This is a genomic window from Streptomyces sp. NRRL WC-3626, from assembly GCF_000718785.1.
Classification (GTDB): Bacteria; Actinomycetota; Actinomycetes; order Streptomycetales; family Streptomycetaceae; genus Streptomyces; species Streptomyces edwardsiae.
Map to the genome: position 1 here is coordinate 36,808 of NZ_JOCA01000023.1, position 20,965 is coordinate 57,772.

Genomic DNA, 20,965 nt, shown 5'->3' on the forward strand with positions numbered 1-20,965 from the left:
CCATGAACAACTCAGTGACCAACACCGCCCGGTTGCTCGGAGCGGGCCTGCGTGCCCTCCTCGTGCTGACCCTGGTGACGGGCGTCGTCCATCCGCTCATCGTCACGGGCATCGCCCAGGGGCTGTTCAGCGGCAAAGCGAACGGCTCGGAGATCACGTCCGAGGGCCGGGTCGCCGGCTCCACACTGATCGGCCAGTCTTACAACCTGCCGCTCAAGGAGGGCGAGGAGACCCCGGCCGCCGACCTGAAGTGGTTCCAGGGCCGTCCGCAGAACGGCCTCGGCACCAACAGCGTCAACACCCAGTACGAGATCATCCTGTCCGGCGCGACCAACCGGTCCGGCGACAACGGCGAGCTCATCCAGTGGATGAAGGACGCCAGGTCCGCCGTCGTCGAGGACAACTCGACTGCCGACCACAAGGTCAAGCCGGGGGACGTGCCCGCTGACGCGGTGACGTCGTCCGGCTCGGGCCTCGACCCGGACATCTCGCCCGCGTACGCGGAGATCCAGGTCCACCGGGTCGCCGAGAAGAACGGCCTGCCCGTCACCGAGGTCCGCAAGCTGGTCGACGCACACACCGAGGGCCGCACCCTCGGCTTCATCGGCGAGCCCCGGGTGAACGTGCTCGAACTCAACATCGCTCTCAAGGAACTCGCGGCGAAGAACTGATGGCGTCACGTGTTCTCGGCCGGAGCCGGCGGCCGGCAGCGGTGCCCGGTTCCGCACTACGGCGTGGACGCCGCACCCGACGGAGCCACGGCCCTGCGGCTCGCCGCCGCGCGCCGGCCCGATGCGGTGCTGCTGGACCTCTGCCTGTCCGACATGGACGGCGCCGACGTCATCGAGGACCTGCGGGGCTGGACCCGGGTGCCGATCCTGGTCCTGTCCGCCCGGCAGGCGTCCGGCGAGAAGGTGGCCGCGATCGACGCCGGCGCCGACGACTACATCACCAAGCCGTCCAGCATGGACGAACTGCCGGCCCGGATACGCGCCGCCGTGCGCCGCACCGAAGACCTTCCACTCCCCCCGGAGCCGACTCTGATCGAGACGGACGACTTCACCATCGACCTGCTGGTTGAGAAGCTCACCCGGGGCGGGCAGGACGTGCGGCTCACCCCTACCGAGTGACACCTGCTGGAGATCCTGGTGACCCGTCCGGGCCGGCTCGTCACCCAGAAGCATCTCCTTCATGAGGTCCGGGGCATCTCCCGGAGCAGCAGACCAACTACCTGCGTGTGTACATGGCCCAGCTGCGGCGGAAACTGGAGAAGAACCCCTCCCGTCCCCGCTATCCGATCACCGAGCCCGGCATGGGCTACCGCTTCGAAGCCTGACCGAGGGACGACATGGCACGCGGCAAGCTCCGGATCTACCTTGGTGCGGCACCTGGCGTCGGCAAGACGTACGCGATGCTGTCGGAAGGGCACCGCCGTATCGAGCGCGGCACCGACTGTGTCGTCGCCTTCGTCGAGCACCACGATCGGCTGCGCACCGAGGTGATGCTGCACGGCCTGGAGCAGGTGCCGCGCACGGAGATCGAGTACCGGGGCGCGGTCTTCACCGAGATGGACGTGGACGCCGTCCTGCGCCGGGCTCCAGCCGTCGCCCTGGTCGACGAGCTGGCTCACACCAACGTGCCCGGCTCCCGCAACACCAAGCGCTGGCAGGACGTGCAGGAGCTGCTCGCCGAGGGCATCGACGTGGTCTCCACCGTCAATATCCAGCACCTGGAGTCGCTGGGCGACGTGGTCGAGTCCATCACGGGGGTGCGGCAGCGCGAAACCGTCCCCGACGAGGTCGTACGGCGCGCCGACCAGATCGAGCTGGTCGACATGTCACCAGAGGCGCTGCGCCGCCGGATGGCGCACGGCAACATCTACAAGCCGGACAAGGTGGACGCGGCCCTGTCCAACTACTTCCGCCCCGGCAACCTCACCGCACTGCGCGAACTGGCGCTGCTGTGGGTGGCCGACCGGGTCGACGCCTACCTGACCGAGTACCGCAGCGCGCACCGGGTGTCGGAGATATGGGGCTCGCGGGAGCGGATCGTGGTCGGCCTGACCGGCGGCCCGGAGGGACGCACCCTGATCCGGCGCGCGGCGAGGCTGGCGGAGAAGGGCGCCGGCGGTGAGGTCATGGCCGTCTACATATCCCGCAGTGACGGCCTGACTGCCGCCTCGCCCAAGGAACTCGCCTTCCAGCGCACGCTCGTCGAGGACCTGGGCGGCACCTTTCACCACGTAGTCGGCGACGACATACCGGCTGCCTTGCTCGACTTCGCCCGGGGGGCGAACGCCACGCAGATCGTCCTGGGTGTCTCCCGCCGCAGAAACTGGCAGTACGTCTTCGGCCCGGGCGTCGGCGCCACCGTGGCCCGCGAGTCCGGTCCCGACCTCGATGTCCACCTCATCACGCACAACGAGGCCGGCAGGGGCCGCGGACTGCCGGTGGCGCGCGGGGCACGCCTCGGGCGGTCCCGGGTCGTCGCGGGCTGGCTTGTGGGTGTGCTGGGCCCCGTCCTGTTCACCTGGCTGCTGACGAGCGTCGTTCCGGACCTCGGTCTGGCCAACGACATGCTGCTGTTTCTGTCGCTCACGGTGGCGGCGGCCCTGTTGGGCGGGCTCCCCCCGGCGCTGGCCTCCGCGGTGGTGGGCTCGCTGCTGCTCAACTGGTACTTCACCACGCCCGTCCACACCCTCACCATCGCCGACCCGAAGAACATCGTCGGCATCGCCGTCTTCGTCGGGGTCGCCGTGTCGGTGGCCTCGGTGGTGGATCTCGCGGCCCGACGCACCCACCAGGCGGCTCGACTGCGGGCCGAGTCGGAGATCCTCTCCTTCCTCGCCGGAAATGTGCTGCGCGGTGAGACGAGCCTCGACGCCCTTCTGGAACGGGTCCGCGAGACCTTCGGAATGGAGTCGGTGGCGCTGCTGGAGCGCGAGAGCGATGTCGCGCCCTGGACCTGTGCCGGCAGTGTCGGCCCACGGCCCTGCGCCGTTCCTGACGAGGCCGATGTCGACGTCCCTGCCGGTGACCACATGGCGCTGGCCTTGTCCGGCCGGGTCCTGCCGGCCGAGGACCGCCGGGTGCTGGCCGCCTTCGCCGCCCAGGCGGCGGTGGTCGTGGATCGCCGACGTCTCCAACAGGAGGCGGACCAGGCCAAGGAATTCGCCGAGGGCAACCGCATCCGCACCGCTCTGCTCGCCGCCGTCAGCCACGACCTGCGCACCCCGCTCGCCGGCATCAAGGCCGCGGTCACATCCCTCCGCGCCGACGACGTCGCGTGGTCCGAGGAAGACCGGGCGGAGCTGCTGGAGGCCATCGAGGACGGCGCCGACCGCCTCGACCAGCTCGTCGGCAACCTGCTCGACATGTCCCGCCTCCAGACCGACACCGTCACCGCCATCATCCGCGAGACCGACCTCGACGAGGTCGTGCCCATGGCGCTCGGCGGGGTTCCCGAGGAAAGCGTGGACTTGGACATTCCCGAGACGCTGCCCATGGTCCACGTCGACCGAGGGCTGCTGGAGCGGGCCGTCGCCAACATCGTCGAGAACGCCGTCAAGTACAGCCCTCCGGGCGAAAAGGTCCTGGTGTCCGCGAGCGCGCTCGCTCACCGGGTCGAAGTACGCGTCGTCGACCGAGGTCCAGGAGTCCCGGATGAGGCCAAGAGCCGTATCTTCGAGCCTTTCCAGCGCTACGGCGACGCCCCACGCGGCAACGGCGTCGGTCTCGGCCTGGCAGTCGCCCGCGGTTTCGCCGAGGCCATCGGTGGCACCCTCGAGGCAGAGGACACCCCTGGTGGCGGCCTGACCATGGTGCTTGCCGTACGGACGGCACCCGAGCGGCGCGCGGAACAGCCGGACCTGTCGGCGGCGACGACCTGAAGCGCCCGGGCTTCCAACGGCACGTTGTTACGGCGCCATACGGCAACCGGTTCGTGGATTCCGGCGGGGACAGCGGAGCCGCCGGGACAGGGCAGAAGGCGGCCCGGGTGAGGAAGCGGCTGAACGAGGGGCACAGCACGTTGCGGAGACGCCCATCGGCCGGCGCCGCTCACGCGGAGACCGCCCCCTGAGGGCCGGCTGTCCGCGAAGTCGAGGTACCTCTCCTCGTCGGCGTCGAGGTCCCCCAAGGGGAACCGCCTCCCGCGGCCTTCCCGTTTGCCGCGGACCCGTATCGGACGCATCGTGGGAAGCAGGGAAAAACTCGTTGTGCGGCTGCCCGTTCGCCCACCGTCCGCCTGTACGCCCCCTCCCAGCGGCACCTCACGGTCAGGTGCGGGCCCGAAGAGGGAAGGAACTCACCATGCCTGCTTCATGGATGCCCCTCGCCACCAAGGCGGACCTCGGAGACCGTGCCCCGTGTGACCCCGAGGTTCCCGCGAAGGCGATCGCGCACATCACGGCGGACAGGAAGGCCACCGCCGAGGCTCCCGTGAACCTGCTCCCCTTCGCCGATCTCGTGAGCTTCTTCACCGGCAGCGGGAAAGGCTCGGCCCCGCACATCCTCTGGGACCCCTTCACCGGGGCGTTCACCCAGTTCTTCCCCGCCACCTCCCGCAGCAAAGGCGTGTTCGACGCGACCGGTGGTGTCCGTCCCAACCGGGACGGCAAGGTCGTCATCCAGGTCGAGGCCCTGTTCTTCCCGCACTGCCGCGTCGACGGCACGGTGTTCGCGAGGCTGGTCGACACTCCTTGCGCCGGCTGGGGCGACCTCCACGCATGGATCAACTCCTGGGACGTACCGGACGTCTGGCCCATGGGCCGTCCGACTTCCCTGTCCCGCAACACGTGTCCGACCGACGTATGGAGGTCGCGGGGCGGGTGGTACGCCCACGCCCAGGTCCCGGAGAACGACCATGTCGACCCCGGTTCATGGCCGCCGTTCGTGTCACAGCCGCCCGGTCCACCCCCCGCCGGGCCGCGGTTCGAGCCGTTCCCCGGCGCGTCGTTCTTCCACGCGGGACGCAAGTCGCCGGTCATCGCGGCGATGCACCGCCGGCTCGTCGCCGTGGACTGCGACCGCTACACCTCCAGCACCGGCATCGACGTGTGGGGACCGGGCGATGTGAGGTCCTACACCGCCTGGCAGCAGAAACTGGATCTCGAGGGCAGCGCTGCCGACGGCATCCCCGGCCGGTTCAGCTGGGACAGGCTGAGCGTCCCCCGTGTCTGAGGTTTCCCGTCCGGCACGGAGCCCGTGACGGCGACGGCACAGGGGCGTGACATCCGTCGACGCCCCTGTACGAACGGGTGTTGCCGCGTTTGCGGGCGGCTCTCGCGGGGCGCATGGTGGAAGTAGGGGAGCATGAAGGCGGGCGGCGTGCCGCCACCTCGGGGAAGGTGTGCGGGCTTGTGGGCAAGTGCCCTCCCGCGGCGCGATCAGCAGGCGCGCACCCGTACGAGCCTCCGGAAGCCAGAGGGAGGCATGATGGCCGCGGTATCCGGCGTGCGGTGCGGCAAGCGCGACGATGACGTCAAGGCCACTCGAGCCGCGCTGACGGCAATGGCGATGAGTATCCCCGCGGGGCCCCGGCGTTCTTCGGCGAGCGGACGGGATCGGCTCAGAACCCGTCGACTCTCGTCTCTCGCGATTCGTCCTTCACGCCGAACGCCGTGCATCGGGGCGACGTGAACGCAGGCAGCGATCGATTGCATCCGGCGCCGGTACGGCGACATCTCGCGTGTTCAAGAGCCGGATCCGGATGCCTGTCCAGCCCCTCGCAGAAAGGAAGGAGAGGCCATGCCCACGCAAGTTCCATTTCCAGGAGTCGCGTTCTTCCACAAGGGACAACGCAGTCCCGTGATCACCGCCATGGGTAAACGCCTGGTGGCGGAAGGATGCGGAAAGTACCGGACGGGTCCCGGTCCCGAGTGGACCGACGTCGACCAACAGTCGTTCGCCGCATGGCAGCGCAAGCTCAGGTTCGAAGGTGCCGACGCCGACGGCATTCCCGGCAGGGTCTCCTGGGACGAACTCCACGTCCCGGCGGCCACGACTCCCGGTGGCCGCGTCGCCTCTCCTGTACCGGGACGCGGCGTCACGACCCCCCACAACAAGAAGGGGCCTCAGTGGATCCTGGGCCGTCACACCGGCGCCGACTACGCCGCTCCCAAGGGAGCGGAATGTGTCGCGGTGCTCAGCGGTTCCATAGCCCGCAGCGGGAGGGACGGCAGCTTCGGCGAGTTCCTCGTGCTGCGCGCCGGAGGATTCGACTTCTACTACTGTCACCTCTCCAGGAAAACGGTGGAAGGGGGTTCCGTGAGGGCCGGCCAGAAGATGGGCGAAGTCGGCTCCACCGGGCACGCCAGCGGCCCTCACCTCCACTTCGAGAAGCGCCCGGCCCATGGCGGCTTCGGATCCGACGTGCCCCCCAAGTGGTAGCCGGGACACGGCGATGTGGCGGCGCTGCCGGCCCTCGGCGGAGCGACCGACGCGGACGACGCGTCGCATCAGGTTCGCCGGGGGCCGGCCGACCTCTCGTCCACCTGACTGTGCCCTCCAACCGCCGTCCCCTCGTGACGGATGCGTCCGCGCACGCCGCAGAGCAGGCCGGTCGGCACAGGGAGCCGGCGCGACGGCGACCTCGGTCCGACCCGATGACGACCGGTCGGCGCCCGCCCGCCGGAGCCGGCGTCCAGTAGCGTGAACGACGCCGCACACGACGTCACTTGCGGCTCACATCGGCTGCCCGGAATCATGGACGCATGTCGCCCGGTGCCGCCTTCTTCGATGTCGTCTCGGTTCTCCGGGAGGTGAAGATGATCCGGGCGGAAGGACTGGTCCGGATCCGCGACCTCTCGCTGCCTCTGCTGCGCCGGGCGGCCGCCGCGCGCTCAGCCGCCGTCACCGACGCCTGGCCCGTCGAGGTCGAGAACCTCCTGCGCACAGCGGTGTCCCGGCTGGGCGGGGGAGACCTGCAGGAAGCGGCCTCACTCACGCTCGGGCTGGCCCCCGGGATGCGGGACCGGCCGGCGGCGGACCGCCGCAGACTCTCCGCCAAGGTCTACAGCGTCAGCGTGGAACGCTTCCGGAAGAGCCACGAGGAGATGGTTCTCGGGCAGATCGCCGAGCAGATCTGCTGGCTCGCCGGGACACGCGCACGCGGCGCCGACCTCTCGCATGTTCCCCTGCTCGCACCACACTTGCAGCACCGTGCGCTGCGCATCGGCCCGGTGTCGCTGACCCTGCACGTGCACCCCGTCGAACTCCTCCGGGACGTCGACGTGATCGTCTCGCCGCTCAACACCCACCTGAGCCTGCCCGAGATGTACAAGGCGTCCGTGCCCGCCGCGCTGCGCCGCGCGGGTGCCGTACGCGACGCCGCCGGCGACGTGGTCGCCGACCCGGTCCACGACGAGCTGCTCGATTGGCGTGCCGGCAACGGTCTGCGCGGCCGTCCCGTGCTGCCCGGGACGGTGGCGCCGACCGGACCGGGCGCCCTCGCGGCACAGGGAGTCCGCCGCATCTACCACGCGGCCGTCACCGTCCCCCGGCCCGGCACGAACGACTACGACGTCACCCCGCAGGACGTCACCGCCGCAGCCGCCCGCGCGCTCGCCCTGATGGACGAGGAACGGGAGGGCTTCGCACCGCCGTTGCGGTCCGTCTGCTTCCCGCTCCTCGGCGCGGGCCGAGGCGGCCTGCCGCCGCAGACCAGCGTGAGCGCGCTGTGGGCGGCGCTCGCGTCCGGCACCGCCCGGGAGCGGGACGTCCACCTGGTCGTCCGCAGGCCGTCCCTCGCCGACCTGATCACCGACGTGCTCGGCGTGGCGCGCCGGCCGCACCGCGCGGGCGACGGCTTACCCGAGAACAAGGAGACATGGCACAGGTGCGTGTGAACCCCTTCAAGGTGCTCGCCGCGTGCGCGGCGCAATGGAACAGCTACCGGACCCTGCTCGGCCCCGCCGCGACACGGGTGCTCGGACAGCGGCTCGCCGAACTTCGTACGGCCGTCGAGGACCGGGACGCGGCCGCCGACCGCGCGGCACGGACCCTCCTCGACGCCCTGCCGCCCGACGCCGCCGCCGCACTGCGGGAGAACGGCGCCCAGGCCCGCTTCACGGGACTGCCCTCGACGGTGCTGCACCAGGGGTACGGCGTGCAGGACCTGTGCATGATCGTCCTCGACGGCAACCCGATGGTCGGCCCGGTCTACGGCCCGGTACGCGAGCGCCTGCTGTCCGAACCGGCGGCGCCGTGGCACGAGGGCGGCGACCCGCTGCTGATCGTGCTCTCCGGCGACGACGGGCGCAGACGCGTCCCGCTGTTCCAGTTCGAGGCCGGCACCATGCCCTGGCAGGCCGTCCTCGACGTCAACTCCGTGCTGCGAGCCGACCTCGACCCGTGGGGCGCGGCGGACTGGTGGCTGTCCCCCGGCACATGGTGGCAGGGCTCCCCGGCCACCCTCCTGGGGCAGGGCCGCGACGCCGAACTGCGCGGCGCCGCACACGCCCTGGTGGGCACGGACACGGGGGAGTAGCCGATGCCCAAGTACCCGCCCCCCGACGCGCTTCCCGGCGAGCCGGCCCGCGCCATGCTGCCCGCCGGCACGCCCCTGTACCGGGTGCACACCACCCACCGGGATCCGGTCGCGTACAACTCCCGCCCCTCGCACGCCTTCTACTTCGGCGGCCGCTTCGACGGCACCCCGTACGACCGCTACGGCTATCTGTACGCCGGTTTCAGCCCCGGCGCCGCCGTGTGCGAGGTGCTGCTGCGCTCGCTGGCCTTCCCCGGTGACGGCGGCCCGCGGCTGCTGCCCCGGACGGCGTTCGAGCGGCGCAGCCTGTCCTTCCTGCGGCTGGCCGAGGACACGGAGGTCGTCTCCCTGATGTCCGCGTCCGATCTGGCCGCGCTCGCACAGGACCCCTGGCTCGTCCACGCCGAGGGCGCCGACTATCCGCAGACCCGCGACTGGGGCCACTGGATCCGCACCCACACCAAGTCCTGGGCGCAGGGCTTCGTCTGGCCCTCCAAACGGGACCCCGCCGACCGGGTCGCCGTCCTCTTCGACGACCGGGGCGGGGCACCGGCGCTGGAACCGGCCGGTGCCCCGCCCGTCGACTTCGGCACGGAGGAGGGCGAGCGCTGGCTCAACGGCGTACTGACGCCGTACCTGGCGCGGACCGCGCCGCACATGCCCGGAAGGGAGTTCTGAGGTGCCGTACCCGCCCTACGACCTGCAGGCGCTGATGTACGAGCTGAAGGAGGCGGCCGGCGGGGGCATGGTCGACGCCCGGGACCTGAGCCGGCTGACCACGCTCGTCCTCGACCGCCTGGGCTGCACGACGGGCGGCGAGGCCTTCGACCGGCTGTACGCGGACTGGCGCGAACTGCCCCGAAGCACCGTGATGTCGGGGCTGCGGGCCGGCCACGTCCTCGCCGTACTGCCGATGCTGCGGTTCGACCAGACCATCTCCGACCCGCTGAGGGAGGAGGAACTGCGCTGCGAGGCGACGGAGTTCGGCCCCGCCGGGGACACCTGGCAGGGCACGATCGCCACCGTGAGCGCCTCGTCCGGGCTGCAGCAGATGGACGACCCGGCCCAACTGGAGTCCGAGATCGTCCGGTTGGAGCAGGCGCGTGCCCTGCTCCCTCCCGGCAGCCTTCAGCGCGAGGTCCTCGAGTACCACCACGCCGGACTGCGCGTCCATCTCGCCCAGCTCACCGGAGGGGAGGACGACTTCGACTCGGCCGTCGAGGACCTGGCCCGGTTCTCCGACTCGTCCCTCTTCACCGACGAACAACGCCTCGCCGGGGCGGGCCAGCTCGCCATGTTCCGTACCCACCAGGCCATGCGCCGCGAGGACGAGGACGCGCTGACCGAACAGATCCGCGTGCTCGAGGCGGTCCTGGAACGGTTCCCGCCCGGCCACATGGACCGCCTGGGCCTCGAGGCCCATCTCGCCAATGCCACAACGGCACTCGAGCTCCTCCGCGCCCGCCGCACCGGACGCATGCCCGGCGCGGACACACATCCCGCCCCCGCCTCCCCCGAGGAGGTACGGCGGCAGATCGCGGACCTGCCGCGCGACGCGCGGATCGAACGGCTCACCGCCCTGGGCGGCACCCGCGTCGGCCAGGCCATGATGGCCAGGGACTATCAAGGCGCCCTGGACGCACAGCACATGCTGGAGGAAGCCCTCGACCTGCTCGACGACCCCGACGACGTGCGCTGGATCCGCTCCGCCTTCACCCTCGGCACGAGCCACTGCAGCCTCGCCGTCTGGTCCGTCGCCCCGCACCGGGACCGGTTCCGCCACCTGGACCAGGGCATCGCCTGGCTCCGGCACGCCTGGCGGCTGGCAGCAGGGCCGGAGCACCCGAGCTGGGGGTACACGGGGTCGGTCCTCGCCGACGCCCACCGGTTCAGCGGAGACGCCGCCCACCTGTACGACCCGTCGGTGAAGCGGCCCCACCACGACGAGGCCCGGCGCATCGGCCTGGAGTCCCTCAAGGCGGCGGCCTGGACGGTTCTGCTGCAGTCCGGTACGGCGCACGCCGCCGAGACCGCCCGGCGCGCGGGTGAGGAGGCCGTCTCGGTGGCCCGCTGGTGCCTGGCCGACGGAGCCCAGGAGGACGCCGTCCGCGCCCTGGACGCCGGACGCGGACTCGCCCTGCACGCGGCGACCGTGGCCGCCACCGTGCCCGGCATGCTGAACGCCCTCGGACAGGACGACCTCGCCGACGAGTGGCGCCGGGCGGGCACCGTGCCGGCCCCCGGACCGGAGGGCGACCTGACCGACGCCCTGCCACCGCCCGGCGGACCCGGCAGCCGGCTGCGCCGCCGGGTACTGCGGGCGCTCGCCGCCTCCCCGCTGCGCCGGCGGCTGCTGGACGCCCCGTCGACCGAGGAGATCGCCGGCGCCCTGCGCGCCCTGGGCTCCACGGCACTCGTCTACCTGCTGCCCGCCGCCGAGGAGCAGCCCGGCCTGAAGGACCGGCTCTTCTTCGGACGGCGGCCCGAGCCCGGCAGAGCCCTCGTCATCACCGCCGACGGCGCCACCCGCGTCGTCGACCTGCCCCGGCTCTCCGTGTCCGCGGGCCCGTTGGCCGCCTACCGGGCCGCCGGCACCCCCGGCCGCGACGCCGGCGGACCGCCCCTGCCGGACACCCCGTCCGGCCCCGCGGCCCGTACGGACGACAGCCGCGCCGCGCTGCAGCGCCTGTGCGACTGGGCGGGCGAGACGGTGATGGAGGAACTGCTCCGTGTTCTCCCCCGCGGCTACGGCCGTGCCCCGTCCGTCGTCCTGGTCCCCATGGGCGAACTGGGGGCCGTGCCGTGGCACGCGGCACGACTGCCCCGAGGACGCAGGGCCTGTGAGCTCGCCGACATCTCCTATGTGCCCTCCGCCCGGCTGCTGTGCGAGGTGGCCGCGCGGCCCGCCGTTCCGGCCGGGCAGGTACTCGTCGTCGGCAACCCCACCCGCGACCTCCACCACGCGGGAGAGGAGGCCGAGGCGATCCACCGCACCTTCCACCCCGACGGCGAACTGCTCGGGCCCGGAACCGCCACCCCCGCCGCCGTCACCGACTGGCTGGGCCGGCAGCACGGCGGTCTGCTCCACCTCGCCTGCCACGGCGTGGTACGACACGGCGAACGGCACAGCGCCCATCTCGCCCTGTCCGGCGGCGATCTGGCCGCCGAGGTGCTCACCGAGGGGACCGCGCGCTACCGCCACCTGAACCTGGTGGTCCTCGCCGCCTGCCGGACCAATGTGTCCGGGCACGGCTACGACGAGGCGTACAGCCTGTCCACGGCGTTCCTGGTCGCCGGCGCGCGTTCGGTCATCGGCTCGTTGTGGCCGGTGCCCGACGAGGCCACCTCGCTGCTGATGTACATGACCCACCACTTCATGCGGCGGGACGGGCTGCCGCCCGGGCAGGCGCTGCGCAGCGCCCAGCTGTGGATGCTCGACGACACGCGCACGCCCCCGCCCGGCATGCCCGCCCACCTCGCGGCGCGCGTCGGACGGGTCCGGGGCGACGATCTGACGGCCTGGGCGGGGTTCACCCACCTCGGTCGGTGAGCCGAGCCCGGGGCCGGCTCAGGGCACCTCGGTCCGTAGGCGGACCTGGGCCGTGCCCCAGCGACCCGGGCCCTGCGGAGGGCCGCCCGCGTCCCGGCCGCCCGGCGGCGCGGTCAGCCGCAGCAGACCGGCGGTGGCCCCCGGGGCGCCGCCGGTCCGCGCGGCCGGGGAGACGCCGGGGGACCACGGACCCAGGACGAACGGCGCGGTGTTGAGCTCGGTCTCCGCCACGATCACCTTCAGCCAGTCCCGGGTGAACGCCCCCGGCACCACCGCACGCCCCGGCGGGAGATACAGCCACACCGGCTGTCCGCGCCGGGCCCGGCCCGTGTGTCCCGCGCCGACGAAGTCGCCGTCGTACAGGCCCACGGAGGAGGCGTGGCTGTCGGTCAGATCTAGCAGGACGCACCACAGGGGCCGGTCGGAGTCGTTGTGGACGCCCACCATCACCTGCGGCGGCCGGTGATCGGCGGTGTAGGAGCAGATGATCTCCCCGTCGGCGGTGTGCCGCACGGTGCCGACCCCCGTGGACTCCACCGTGATCCGCACGAGGGACGACAGCCAGGGGTCGGGATTGACGAGGTCGCGCAGCTGCTGCCAGCGCGCGAGATGCGTCAGGCAGTCGATGACGCGGTCCGCGTCGGCGGGAGAGCGCACCGGCAGCGGCGGCAGCTCCCGGCCGGCCCCTCCCGACACCCGCGCCAGGCCCGGGCCCGCGTCCACCCGCAGCGGCACGCCTTCGGTGGCGGTCGCGGCCGTCGACAGCATGGGCGCGCCGGCGACGGCCGCCTCGATCAGGCGTACGACGCCGGGGTCGCCCGTGAGCGTCACGGCCGCCGGCGGGAAGGCCAGCGCCGAAGGCGTCACCCCGAACACCGCGTCCCGGTCGCCGGGTTGTGGACGCCAGTCCACCGGGTCCACCAGAGCCGACTCCGTCCGGACCTCCCGCACCACCACCGTCCTCGGGGTGCCGTCGCCGTCGAGCAGCGTGAACTCCGCACCCGCCGCGCGCAGGCCGTGCGCCGCACCGCAGTCGACCTCCCAGCCCGCCGCCGTGTGCCGCAGCAGGAAGGGGGAACCCGGCACCCGGTCGCCGGACAGGAAGAGCCGGTCCTCGCCGCCGCGCAGCTCGGGGTGCTGCAGGGAGGTGAGCCGGCGCACGCGTTCCCCGGCGAGCGCGTGCAGTCCGCCGTACGTGGCCGAGGGGCCCAGCTTGCCGAGCGCCTCCAGCAGCGCATGACTGAAGTAGCCGCGCGTCCGCCCGTCGAGGACGTTCTCGTGGGCGCGCTCCTGCGGCCGGCAGGCGGCGAGCAGGGTGTGTTGGCGCGGCGGCGGCCCCTGGCTCCCGCCGTCCCGTCCCCCGGACGCCGTACGCGGCCACCAGGGGCGCCAGGGCACGGCACGCACGGTCGCGCCGGTCCGGGTGGCGCCGCCCGAGTGGCAGCAGTCGAGCACGGCCACCACATGTGCCCCGCGCGCGGCGACACCGTCCAGCAGAGCGCCGAGTTCGGTGTCCCACAGCGGCGGGCCGCCGTCGCCGAGACTGTCGTGGCACACCAGCGCCTGCGACCGGCCGGTGCCCTCCCACGGCGCGTCGGTGGGCTCCTCGGTGCCGTGACCGCTGAACCACAGGAGCGCGGTGTCGCCCGGCCCGCTGCGGCCGAGATGCTGCTCGATGCCGGCCCGCACGGCGGCCAGGGTGGCGTCGCCGTCGTGCAACCGCCGGATGTCGGAGGCGACATGGCCCTGCCGCCGCAGCCATGCCTCCGCCTCCCGCACGTCGTTCACGCACCCCCGCAGCGGTGCCCCGGGGTAGTCGTCGATGCCCACGAACAGGGCGTTCAAGGTCCGCATACGGTGATCCTTTCAGGGGCCGCCGGGCACGCGCCGGGCGGATCCGGGGCGGATGCGGGGCTTCTTGGCTTATTCCCATGTCCATGCGGCCGCCGAGCAGTTGACTTGGCCGGAGCAACATCGACAACTCGGGAAAGGACAGCAGCGTGAGTTTCGGGGGACACAACCCGTACCAGCCGCCGGGGGCACCGTACGGCAACCCCTACCAGCCGCCGTCGAGCGGCAACCCGTACACGACACCGCCTGCGCCGAGCGGGAACCCGTACGTCGCACCGCCGGGGACACCGCCCAGGGTTCCGTACGTCCCGCCGCAGCCCGATCCGTACGGCCCGTACGGCCCGCGTCCGCCGCACACCTCCCTGTGGCGGCGGATGCGCGACGACGAGTGGCCGTCCCTCGGCGAGGTGCTGCGCGGCGGGCGGCAGCGCGTCCACGGCTGTGTGTGGGCCCTGCTGCTGTTGCCGTGTCTGTGGGGGCTGACCCTGCCCCTGCTCGGGTGGTACGCGCTGGCCCGTTCGGCCCGCAGCCGGGCGCGGCGGCTCTTCCCCGCGCGCGGCCACCGCCGTCTCGAGGACCCGGAGGTGGCGCGGGTGCAGAGGGCGCGCGCCTGGACCGCCGCCGTCATGTCCCTCCTCATCCTGATCGCCTACGGCAAGCCGGAGGACATGACCCAGGCCCAGGAGCAGTACTGGCTGCGGCTGGTGATCACGCCGTGGCTGCTGCTGCTCAGCGCGCCCGTGGTGGTGGCGGTGCTGCTGCGCTGGGCGCCGCCGCACGCGCGCACGGTCATGCGGCAGCGGCTGCGCGCCGCCGGGCGGTCGGCGCTGTGGTACTTCGGGGCGTTCGGCCTGGTACCGGTGCTCGCCGGGCTGGGCGGCTGGGCGGCCTTCGCGCTCACGGACGGGACGTCCGTCGGCGCGACGCGGATCTTCCTGGTGCCCCTGCTCTCCTTCGCGGCGTTCGTCCCGATGGTCTGGGTGCTGCTGTTCGTGCTGTTCGCCACCGGACCCGCCGTCCGCAGCGCCTTCAACACCGCGGAGGTGCACGCCGCCCTGCCCGCGCTGCTCACCGGCGTGCTCGTCTGGGAGTTCGCGGTCATCGGCCTGATCGCGGGCGGGCCTCCGCCCGGACCGCCGGTGATCCAGCTGTGCGCCGTGCTCGGCGGCCCGGCCACGGTAACGGCGGTGGCCTGGTGGGAGATCCACCGGCTGCGCACCCGGTACGGCGTGGTCCTGCGCCCCTGACCGGCGGCGGCCCGCCCACCGGTTCGGTGCGCGTCAGGGCGTCTGTGGCGGGGGCCGCCCACCCGCTCGGCGCGTGATGGGTGCCTGTGGCGGGTGGCCGTCGCGTGTGTCGGGGCGTATTCACCGGTGGGGCGGGCGTCAGGGCGTCTGTGGCGGGGCCCGCCCACCCGCTCGCCGCGTGACGGTACATCCCGCGGCGACGGCCCGCCCGCGCCGGGCCGGGCCGTACGTGCATGCCGGAGAACGTCTCCTCCGGTACCCCGGGTGCCACGGGGCCGATGCGCCGGCCGGGCCCCGGCCCGCAGGCCACCCGCCCGCGCCGGGTCGCCGAACGCGGCCCCGGCCCGCGGCTGCGGCCGCATGAACCCCACTGCCACCCGGTCACCCGGCGACGACCGGACCGCCCGCAGCCCCCGCCGCGAAAAATATGTAGGTGACGCACCCATGTGGTGAGGCACCATGGTGCGGCGACTGGGGACCCGCGCAGGCATCGTGCTGCGCTGAAGCCGTCGCCGGCCCGGGGGCGAACAGCGCGAGGAGGGGCGGCTGTTGGGCGCACTGAGCTGCGACCGTGCGCAGCGGCGAGGCCCACGCCGGGGGACGCCACGGCGTCCGCCATACTGACGCTCTCGCCCAGGGCAGAATTTTCATCTTTTTTCGAAAGGTTGAGTAATGACCGCGTCGCAACGGATTGAGCACAGCCCTCCCGAGGACAAACCTCGGGACAAGCTGGACAGCAAGGTCCTCCTCGTCGCCGGGGTGATCGTGCTCGGCGGGATCATGTCGATCCTCGACATCACGGTCGTCTCGGTCGGGCTGCAGACGTTCCAGAAGGAATTCGACGCGACCTCGGCCCAGGTGGCCTGGACGATGACCGGCTACACGCTGGCGTTGGCGAGCGTCATCCCGCTCACCGGCTGGGCCGCCGACAGGTTCGGGACCAAACGGCTCTATCTGCTGGCGATCGTTCTGTTCGCGCTCGGTTCCGCGCTGTGCGCGGCCGCCGACTCCCTCGAGATGCTGGTCGCGTTCCGAGTGCTCCAGGGCCTGGGCGGCGGCATGCTGATGCCGCTCGGCATGACGATCCTGACGCGCGCGGCCGGCCCCGAGCGGGTCGGCAGGGTCATGGCCGTACTCGGTATCCCCATGCTGCTCGGCCCGATCTTCGGCCCCATCCTGGGCGGCTGGCTGATCGACGTCGCCTCCTGGCACTGGATCTTCCTGATCAACCTGCCGATCGGTCTGATCGCCCTGGTCTACGCAGCGATCGTGCTGCCCAAGGACCGCGTGGAGCCGTCCGAGACCTTCGACTGGCCGGGCATGCTGATGCTGTCGCCGGGCCTGGCGACCTTCCTGTACGGCGTCTCCTCCATCCCGGAGGCCGGAACCGTCTGGGCGGGCAAGGTCCTGATACCCGCGGCGATCGGCCTGGTCCTCCTCGCCGCGTTCGTCCCGTGGGCGCTGCGGCGGCACAACATCCATCCGCTGATCGACCTGCGGCTGTTCCTCAACCGGGACCTGAGCATCGCGGTGATCGCGATGTCGCTGTTCGCGATGGCGTTCTTCGGCGCCAGCCTGCTGTTCCCGCTCTACTTCCAGCAGGTGCGCGGGGAGTCGGCGCTCGACTCCGGAGTGCTTCTCGCCCCGCAGGGCATCGGCGCGATGATCACCATGCCGATCGCCGGAATACTCGCCGACCGCATCGGTCCCGGCAAGATCGTGCTGACCGGCATCGTGGTGATCACCGTCGGCATGGGGATGTTCACGCAGCTCAGCGCGGACACGTCCTACACCTACATCGTCGCCGCGCTCTTCGTGATGGGCCTCGGCATGGGTGCCACGATGATGCCGATCATGGCGTCGGCGCTGGCCACCCTGAAGGACCACACGGTCGCCCGCGGATCGACCCTGATGAACATCGTCCAGCAGGTGGCGGCCTCGATCGGCACCGCCCTGTTCTCGGTGCTCCTCACCAACGGCCTCAAGGACATCACCGCGACCTCGCCCGTCGAGGTGCGCTCCGAGATGGGTGACGCGTTCGCCTCGGTGTTCCTGGTCGCGACCATCCTGGTCGCCGTGTGTCTCGTCCCGGCGGCGCTGCTGCCCCGCAAGAAGGTCAAGGCCACGGACCCCACCGTGCTGGCCGGACACTGAGTCCGGGAAGCGCGGACGCCGGCCGGTGCCGCGTGCCGTCGAGGCGATGACCTCGGCGGCACGCGGCACCGGCCGATCCGTGTACCGGGCGAACCGGCCACGGACGCCGGTCCCCTCTGTTGACAGCACGTCACATCACTCCCATCATGGGAGCGCTCCCATCGGCGACACCGGCCGCGCCGCCGTGCACGATCGCACCGCAACCACGCACCGTCCCTGTGCCACAGGCGCGGAACGTCCCGCCGTCGCGCCGGCACTCCGCCTGTCCGGCCGCACGGCCCCGGCATCCGCCGCCCCGCCCGTGCCGCCGGACCCCGAGGGAGGACCCCCCATGTCCTTACCGCAGAGATCCGGCCGCCAGGCAGGCGGTGCCACCGTCCGCACCGCCGCCGCCCTGGCCGCGGCGCTCACCCTGCTGTTCCCGCTGAACGCCGCCGGTGCCGCGTCGGCCGCCGAGCCCGACGTCCCCGCGGCCGACGCCGAGGTCCGGGTCAACACGCGGGCGTCGCTGGGCCGTATGTCCGACACGGCACGCGGCGTCAACACGGCCGTCTGGGACTCCCACATGAACGATCCCGTGGTCGCCGACCTGATGAAGGCGGCCGACGTCGGGGCGATGCGCTACCCGGGCGGTTCCTACGCGGACATCTACCACTGGGAGACCCACACCGCGCCCGGCGGCTACGTCGCCCCCGGTACCGGCTTCGACGCCTTCATGGGCACCGTCCGCGCCACCGGCGCCCAGCCGATCCTGATCGCCAACTACGGTTCCGGCACGCCCGAGGAGGCGGCCGGCTGGGTCCGGTACGCCAACGTCACCAAGGACTACGACGCCGAGTACTGGGAGATCGGCAACGAGATCTACGGCAACGGCCACTACGGCAGCGGCTGGGAGCACGACGAGCACGCGGACAAGAGCCCCCGGGAGTACGCCCGTCAGGTCCGCGCCTACGCCGAGGCGATGAAGGCCGTCGACCCGGCCGTGAAGATCGGAGCGGTCCTCACCACGCCGGGCGAGTGGCCGGACGGCATCGTGGGCGAAGGCGATCCGGGCGACTGGAACCACACCGTGCTCTCCGAAGTCACCGACGTCATCGACTTCGTGAGCGTCCACTGGTACGCGGGCGGCGCCTACACCACCGCCGAGGACGCCATGGCCAGGCTGACCCGCCTCCCCGGCGAACTGCGGGAGGTACGCGACCAGTTGGACCGGTACGCCGGTGCCGACTCGCCGCGCATCGGCATCGCGCTCACCGAGATCAACACCAACACCGGCGGCGCCATGCTGACCGCCCGCCCCAACGGGCTGTTCGCCGCCGACGCCTTCATGACCGCCCTGGAGAACGGAGCCTTCACCGTCGACTGGTGGAACACCCACAACGGCGCGGGACAGATCACCACCGTCGACGGCGAGACCGACTACGGCGACATGGGGATGCTCTCCAGCGGCGTCTGTACCGGCGACGTCTGCGAGCCGGCGCCCAACACTCCGTTCCACCCGTACTACGGCATGAAGATGACCGGTGAACTGGGCACCGCGGGGGACACGCTGGTCGCCGCCGAGTCCTCCGCGCAGGACGTCTCCGCACACGCCGTGCACCGTCGCGACGGCCGGCTGAGCGTCCTGCTCATCAACAAGGACCCGGACGCCGCCCGCACCGTCGACCTCGCCTACGACGGCTTCACCCCGTCCGCCGCGGCACCCGAGGCCGGCCGGTACGCGCGCGGCGACAGCGACATCACCGATGTCACCGACGGTACGGTGTCGGCCTCCCGGGTCACCGTGCCGCCGTACGGGATGCTCACCGTCACCCTCACCCCCGAGCCCGGCACCGGCCCCGGCGCATCCGGCGCCGAGGCCCCGGGCACTCCGGTGCTGGAAGCGGTGACCGACACCACCGCCCGCCTCTCCTGGCCGGGCGCGGCGGGCGCCGCCCGCTATCTGGTCCACGAGCGCGACGGTGCCCACACCTACGTTGTGGGCGAGAGCACCGGCACCTCCGTGACCCTGCGCAACCTGCCCCCGGGCAGCACCCACACCGTCAACGTGCTGGCGGCCGACTCCGCGGGCCGGCTCTCCGCGCCGTCCACCCCGCTGACCTTCACCACCGGCACCCCGCCGGACGCCCGCTGCGCGGTGACGTACCACCGCGACACGAGCTGGGGCAACGGCTTCGTGGCCACGGTCACCGTCCGGAACCTCTCGGACACCCCCGTCACCGGCTGGACCATGGACTGGGACTGGCCGACCGGGGGTCAGTCGGTGTCCTCCGGCTGGAACGCCGGATTCCACCAGACCGGCAAGCATGTCCGCGTGACCGCGCCCGACGGTGCCGGCCCGCTGGCCCCGGACGGCGGCTCCACGGCCTCGTTCGGCTTCGTCGGCGCCAACGACGGACCCAACCCGGACCCGACGGTCTTCCGCCTCAACGGCGCGGTCTGCTCGGGCGGCTGACACCGCGCAGTCGAGGAAGGGGGGCGGCCGGTACGACCGGCCGCCCCCCCTCTGCATGGCGAGCAGCGCCACACCGCGCCGGGACCCGCCCCGAGGGACCGCAGACGCGATCAGGGCGGTCGCGGGCACTTCCCGCTCGGTGTCGTCGACGGCTGCCCGGCGTGGCTGCCGCGCGGGGAACGCCGCGGCGCCCGGCTGTGAAAACACCCACGTGCCAACCCGTTGTCTCGGTTTGCCGTACTGCGAGTAACAAGATCACGATTGACGTGTGCGCCTCAGGCAACCACCTGGGGTGATCCATCCCCCGCGGGCGCCCGTGATCCGGCGTGCCCCGGCCGACCGTCAGGAACCCGAATGCAGCCGTCACCCGACCGTCTCGAGCAGGCACGCCAGGACTACGAGCACCATCTGCGTACCTGCCGCCAATGCGTCGCGGACGGCGCGCACTGCCCCGTCGCCAAGCACCTGAGACGGCTGTACAACCTCGCCAGAGTGGGCAGATGACCGGAAGCGGCCGCCGGCGGACGAGTGTCAGTGGCGGCCGCTAGCGTGCCTGTCATGCCGGATGCAGAAGACGTACGACGGATCGCCCTGTCCCTGCCGGACAGCACGGAGAAGGTCGCCTGGAGCATGCCCACGTTCCGGGTCGCGGGGAAGATGTTCGCCACCCTGCCCGAGGACGAGACCTCCATCGCCGTGCGCTGCCCCAAGGAGGAGCGCGACGAACTGGCCCTCGCCGAACCGGAGAAGTTCTGGATCGCCGGCCACGAGGCACAGTTCGCCTGGGTCAGGGTCCGGCTCGCCGCCCTGGAGGACGAGGGCGAACTGCGCGACATCCTCGCCGACTCCTGGCGCCAGGCGGCCCCGGCCCGGCTCATCGAGGCGCACCCCCGGCTGGGGCTGCCGCCCGCCGGCCGGACGGCACCGGCCTGACGGCGGCCCGGGACGAGCCCCCGGCCGTAAACGCGTGCGCGATCACCGCCCGGAGTGCGGTATGGTTTCCGTGCGCGTTCAGCCGGGGGAATCCCCAGGTCAGACGGGCAACGGGACGTGGCGCAGCTTGGTAGCGCACTTGACTGGGGGTCAAGGGGTCGCAGGTTCAAATCCTGTCGTCCCGACTTGTGACATCGCAGGTCGGAGGCCGTACCGGGGACACCCGGGACGGCCTCTTCGTCATGTCTCCCGCGGGGCGAACCGGCCCCGCACACCGACCGCCATGGG

General features: G+C 72.2%; 14 protein-coding genes, 1 tRNA gene and 1 pseudogene. 15 read left to right on the top strand and 1 reads right to left on the bottom strand.

All coding sequences use genetic code 11. The features are described from left to right. The first annotated feature begins 2 nt into the window (after window positions 1-2). From IF28_RS0128280 to IF28_RS0128325, 9 genes and pseudogenes are all read left to right on the top strand, one after another. Window positions 3-671: a potassium-transporting ATPase subunit C gene (locus IF28_RS0128280; protein WP_030225853.1), complete on the top strand. Its 669-nt coding sequence runs from the start codon at window positions 3-5 to the stop codon at window positions 669-671. A 57-nt stretch (window positions 672-728) separates the two neighbouring features. After that, a pseudogene (locus tag IF28_RS36580) lies at window positions 729-1,336 on the top strand (winged helix-turn-helix domain-containing protein); the annotation flags it as partial. A 12-nt stretch (window positions 1,337-1,348) separates the two neighbouring features. Then, window positions 1,349-3,889, top strand: a complete 2,541-nt coding sequence (locus tag IF28_RS0128290; protein WP_030225856.1) for a sensor histidine kinase — start codon at window positions 1,349-1,351, stop codon at window positions 3,887-3,889. Between the two features lie 421 nt (window positions 3,890-4,310). After that, window positions 4,311-5,180 (top strand): peptidoglycan-binding protein, encoded by an 870-nt coding sequence (locus IF28_RS39525; RefSeq protein ID WP_030225859.1) that lies wholly within the window; start codon window positions 4,311-4,313, stop codon window positions 5,178-5,180. 567 nt (window positions 5,181-5,747) lie between these two features. After that, on the top strand, window positions 5,748-6,389 hold the full coding sequence (locus IF28_RS40405; protein WP_030225862.1) for a peptidoglycan-binding protein: 642 nt from the start codon (window positions 5,748-5,750) through the stop codon (window positions 6,387-6,389). A 323-nt stretch (window positions 6,390-6,712) separates the two neighbouring features. Then, window positions 6,713-7,846, top strand: a complete 1,134-nt coding sequence (locus IF28_RS0128310; RefSeq protein ID WP_234325358.1) for a hypothetical protein — start codon at window positions 6,713-6,715, stop codon at window positions 7,844-7,846. Next, on the top strand, window positions 7,828-8,487 hold the full coding sequence (locus IF28_RS0128315) for a hypothetical protein (RefSeq protein ID WP_234325359.1): 660 nt from the start codon (window positions 7,828-7,830) through the stop codon (window positions 8,485-8,487). The genes IF28_RS0128310 and IF28_RS0128315 overlap by 19 nt, the downstream gene beginning before the upstream one ends. 3 nt (window positions 8,488-8,490) lie before the next feature. Continuing rightward, the gene (locus tag IF28_RS0128320) at window positions 8,491-9,165 is read left to right on the top strand and encodes an RES family NAD+ phosphorylase (RefSeq protein WP_030225872.1); all 675 of its coding nucleotides are present in this window, start codon (window positions 8,491-8,493) and stop codon (window positions 9,163-9,165) included. 1 nt (window position 9,166) lies between these two features. Then, complete coding sequence (locus IF28_RS0128325; RefSeq protein WP_234325360.1) at window positions 9,167-12,037, top strand: CHAT domain-containing protein; 2,871 nt, start codon at window positions 9,167-9,169, stop codon at window positions 12,035-12,037. A gap of 18 nt (window positions 12,038-12,055) precedes the next feature. Here the strand turns inward: IF28_RS0128325 and IF28_RS0128330 are convergent, their stop codons facing one another. Continuing rightward, window positions 12,056-13,891, bottom strand: coding sequence for a caspase family protein (locus tag IF28_RS0128330; RefSeq protein ID WP_030225879.1), 1,836 nt, complete (start codon window positions 13,889-13,891; stop codon window positions 12,056-12,058). Between the two features lie 146 nt (window positions 13,892-14,037). On the opposite strand from IF28_RS0128330, the gene IF28_RS36585 reads away from it, so the two are divergent. From IF28_RS36585 to IF28_RS0128360, 6 genes are all read left to right on the top strand, one after another. Continuing rightward, window positions 14,038-15,135, top strand: a complete 1,098-nt coding sequence (locus IF28_RS36585; RefSeq protein WP_030225882.1) for a hypothetical protein — start codon at window positions 14,038-14,040, stop codon at window positions 15,133-15,135. Between the two features lie 672 nt (window positions 15,136-15,807). Next, window positions 15,808-17,289: a DHA2 family efflux MFS transporter permease subunit gene (locus tag IF28_RS0128340; protein ID WP_030225884.1), complete on the top strand. Its 1,482-nt coding sequence runs from the start codon at window positions 15,808-15,810 to the stop codon at window positions 17,287-17,289. A gap of 331 nt (window positions 17,290-17,620) precedes the next feature. Continuing rightward, the gene (locus IF28_RS0128345) at window positions 17,621-19,744 is read left to right on the top strand and encodes a cellulose binding domain-containing protein (protein WP_030225886.1); all 2,124 of its coding nucleotides are present in this window, start codon (window positions 17,621-17,623) and stop codon (window positions 19,742-19,744) included. Window positions 19,745-20,098: 354 nt separating this feature from the next. Continuing rightward, entirely contained in the window at window positions 20,099-20,248 is a 150-nt protein-coding gene (locus IF28_RS39530) for a hypothetical protein (protein WP_199809048.1), read from the top strand. Window positions 20,249-20,302: 54 nt separating this feature from the next. After that, window positions 20,303-20,677 carry an MmcQ/YjbR family DNA-binding protein gene (locus tag IF28_RS0128355; protein ID WP_030225887.1) on the top strand — a complete coding sequence of 125 codons (375 nt, stop codon included), beginning with the start codon at window positions 20,303-20,305 and terminating at the stop codon, window positions 20,675-20,677. A gap of 111 nt (window positions 20,678-20,788) precedes the next feature. Continuing rightward, window positions 20,789-20,862, top strand: a tRNA-Pro gene (locus tag IF28_RS0128360). Window positions 20,863-20,965 lie beyond the last annotated feature (103 nt).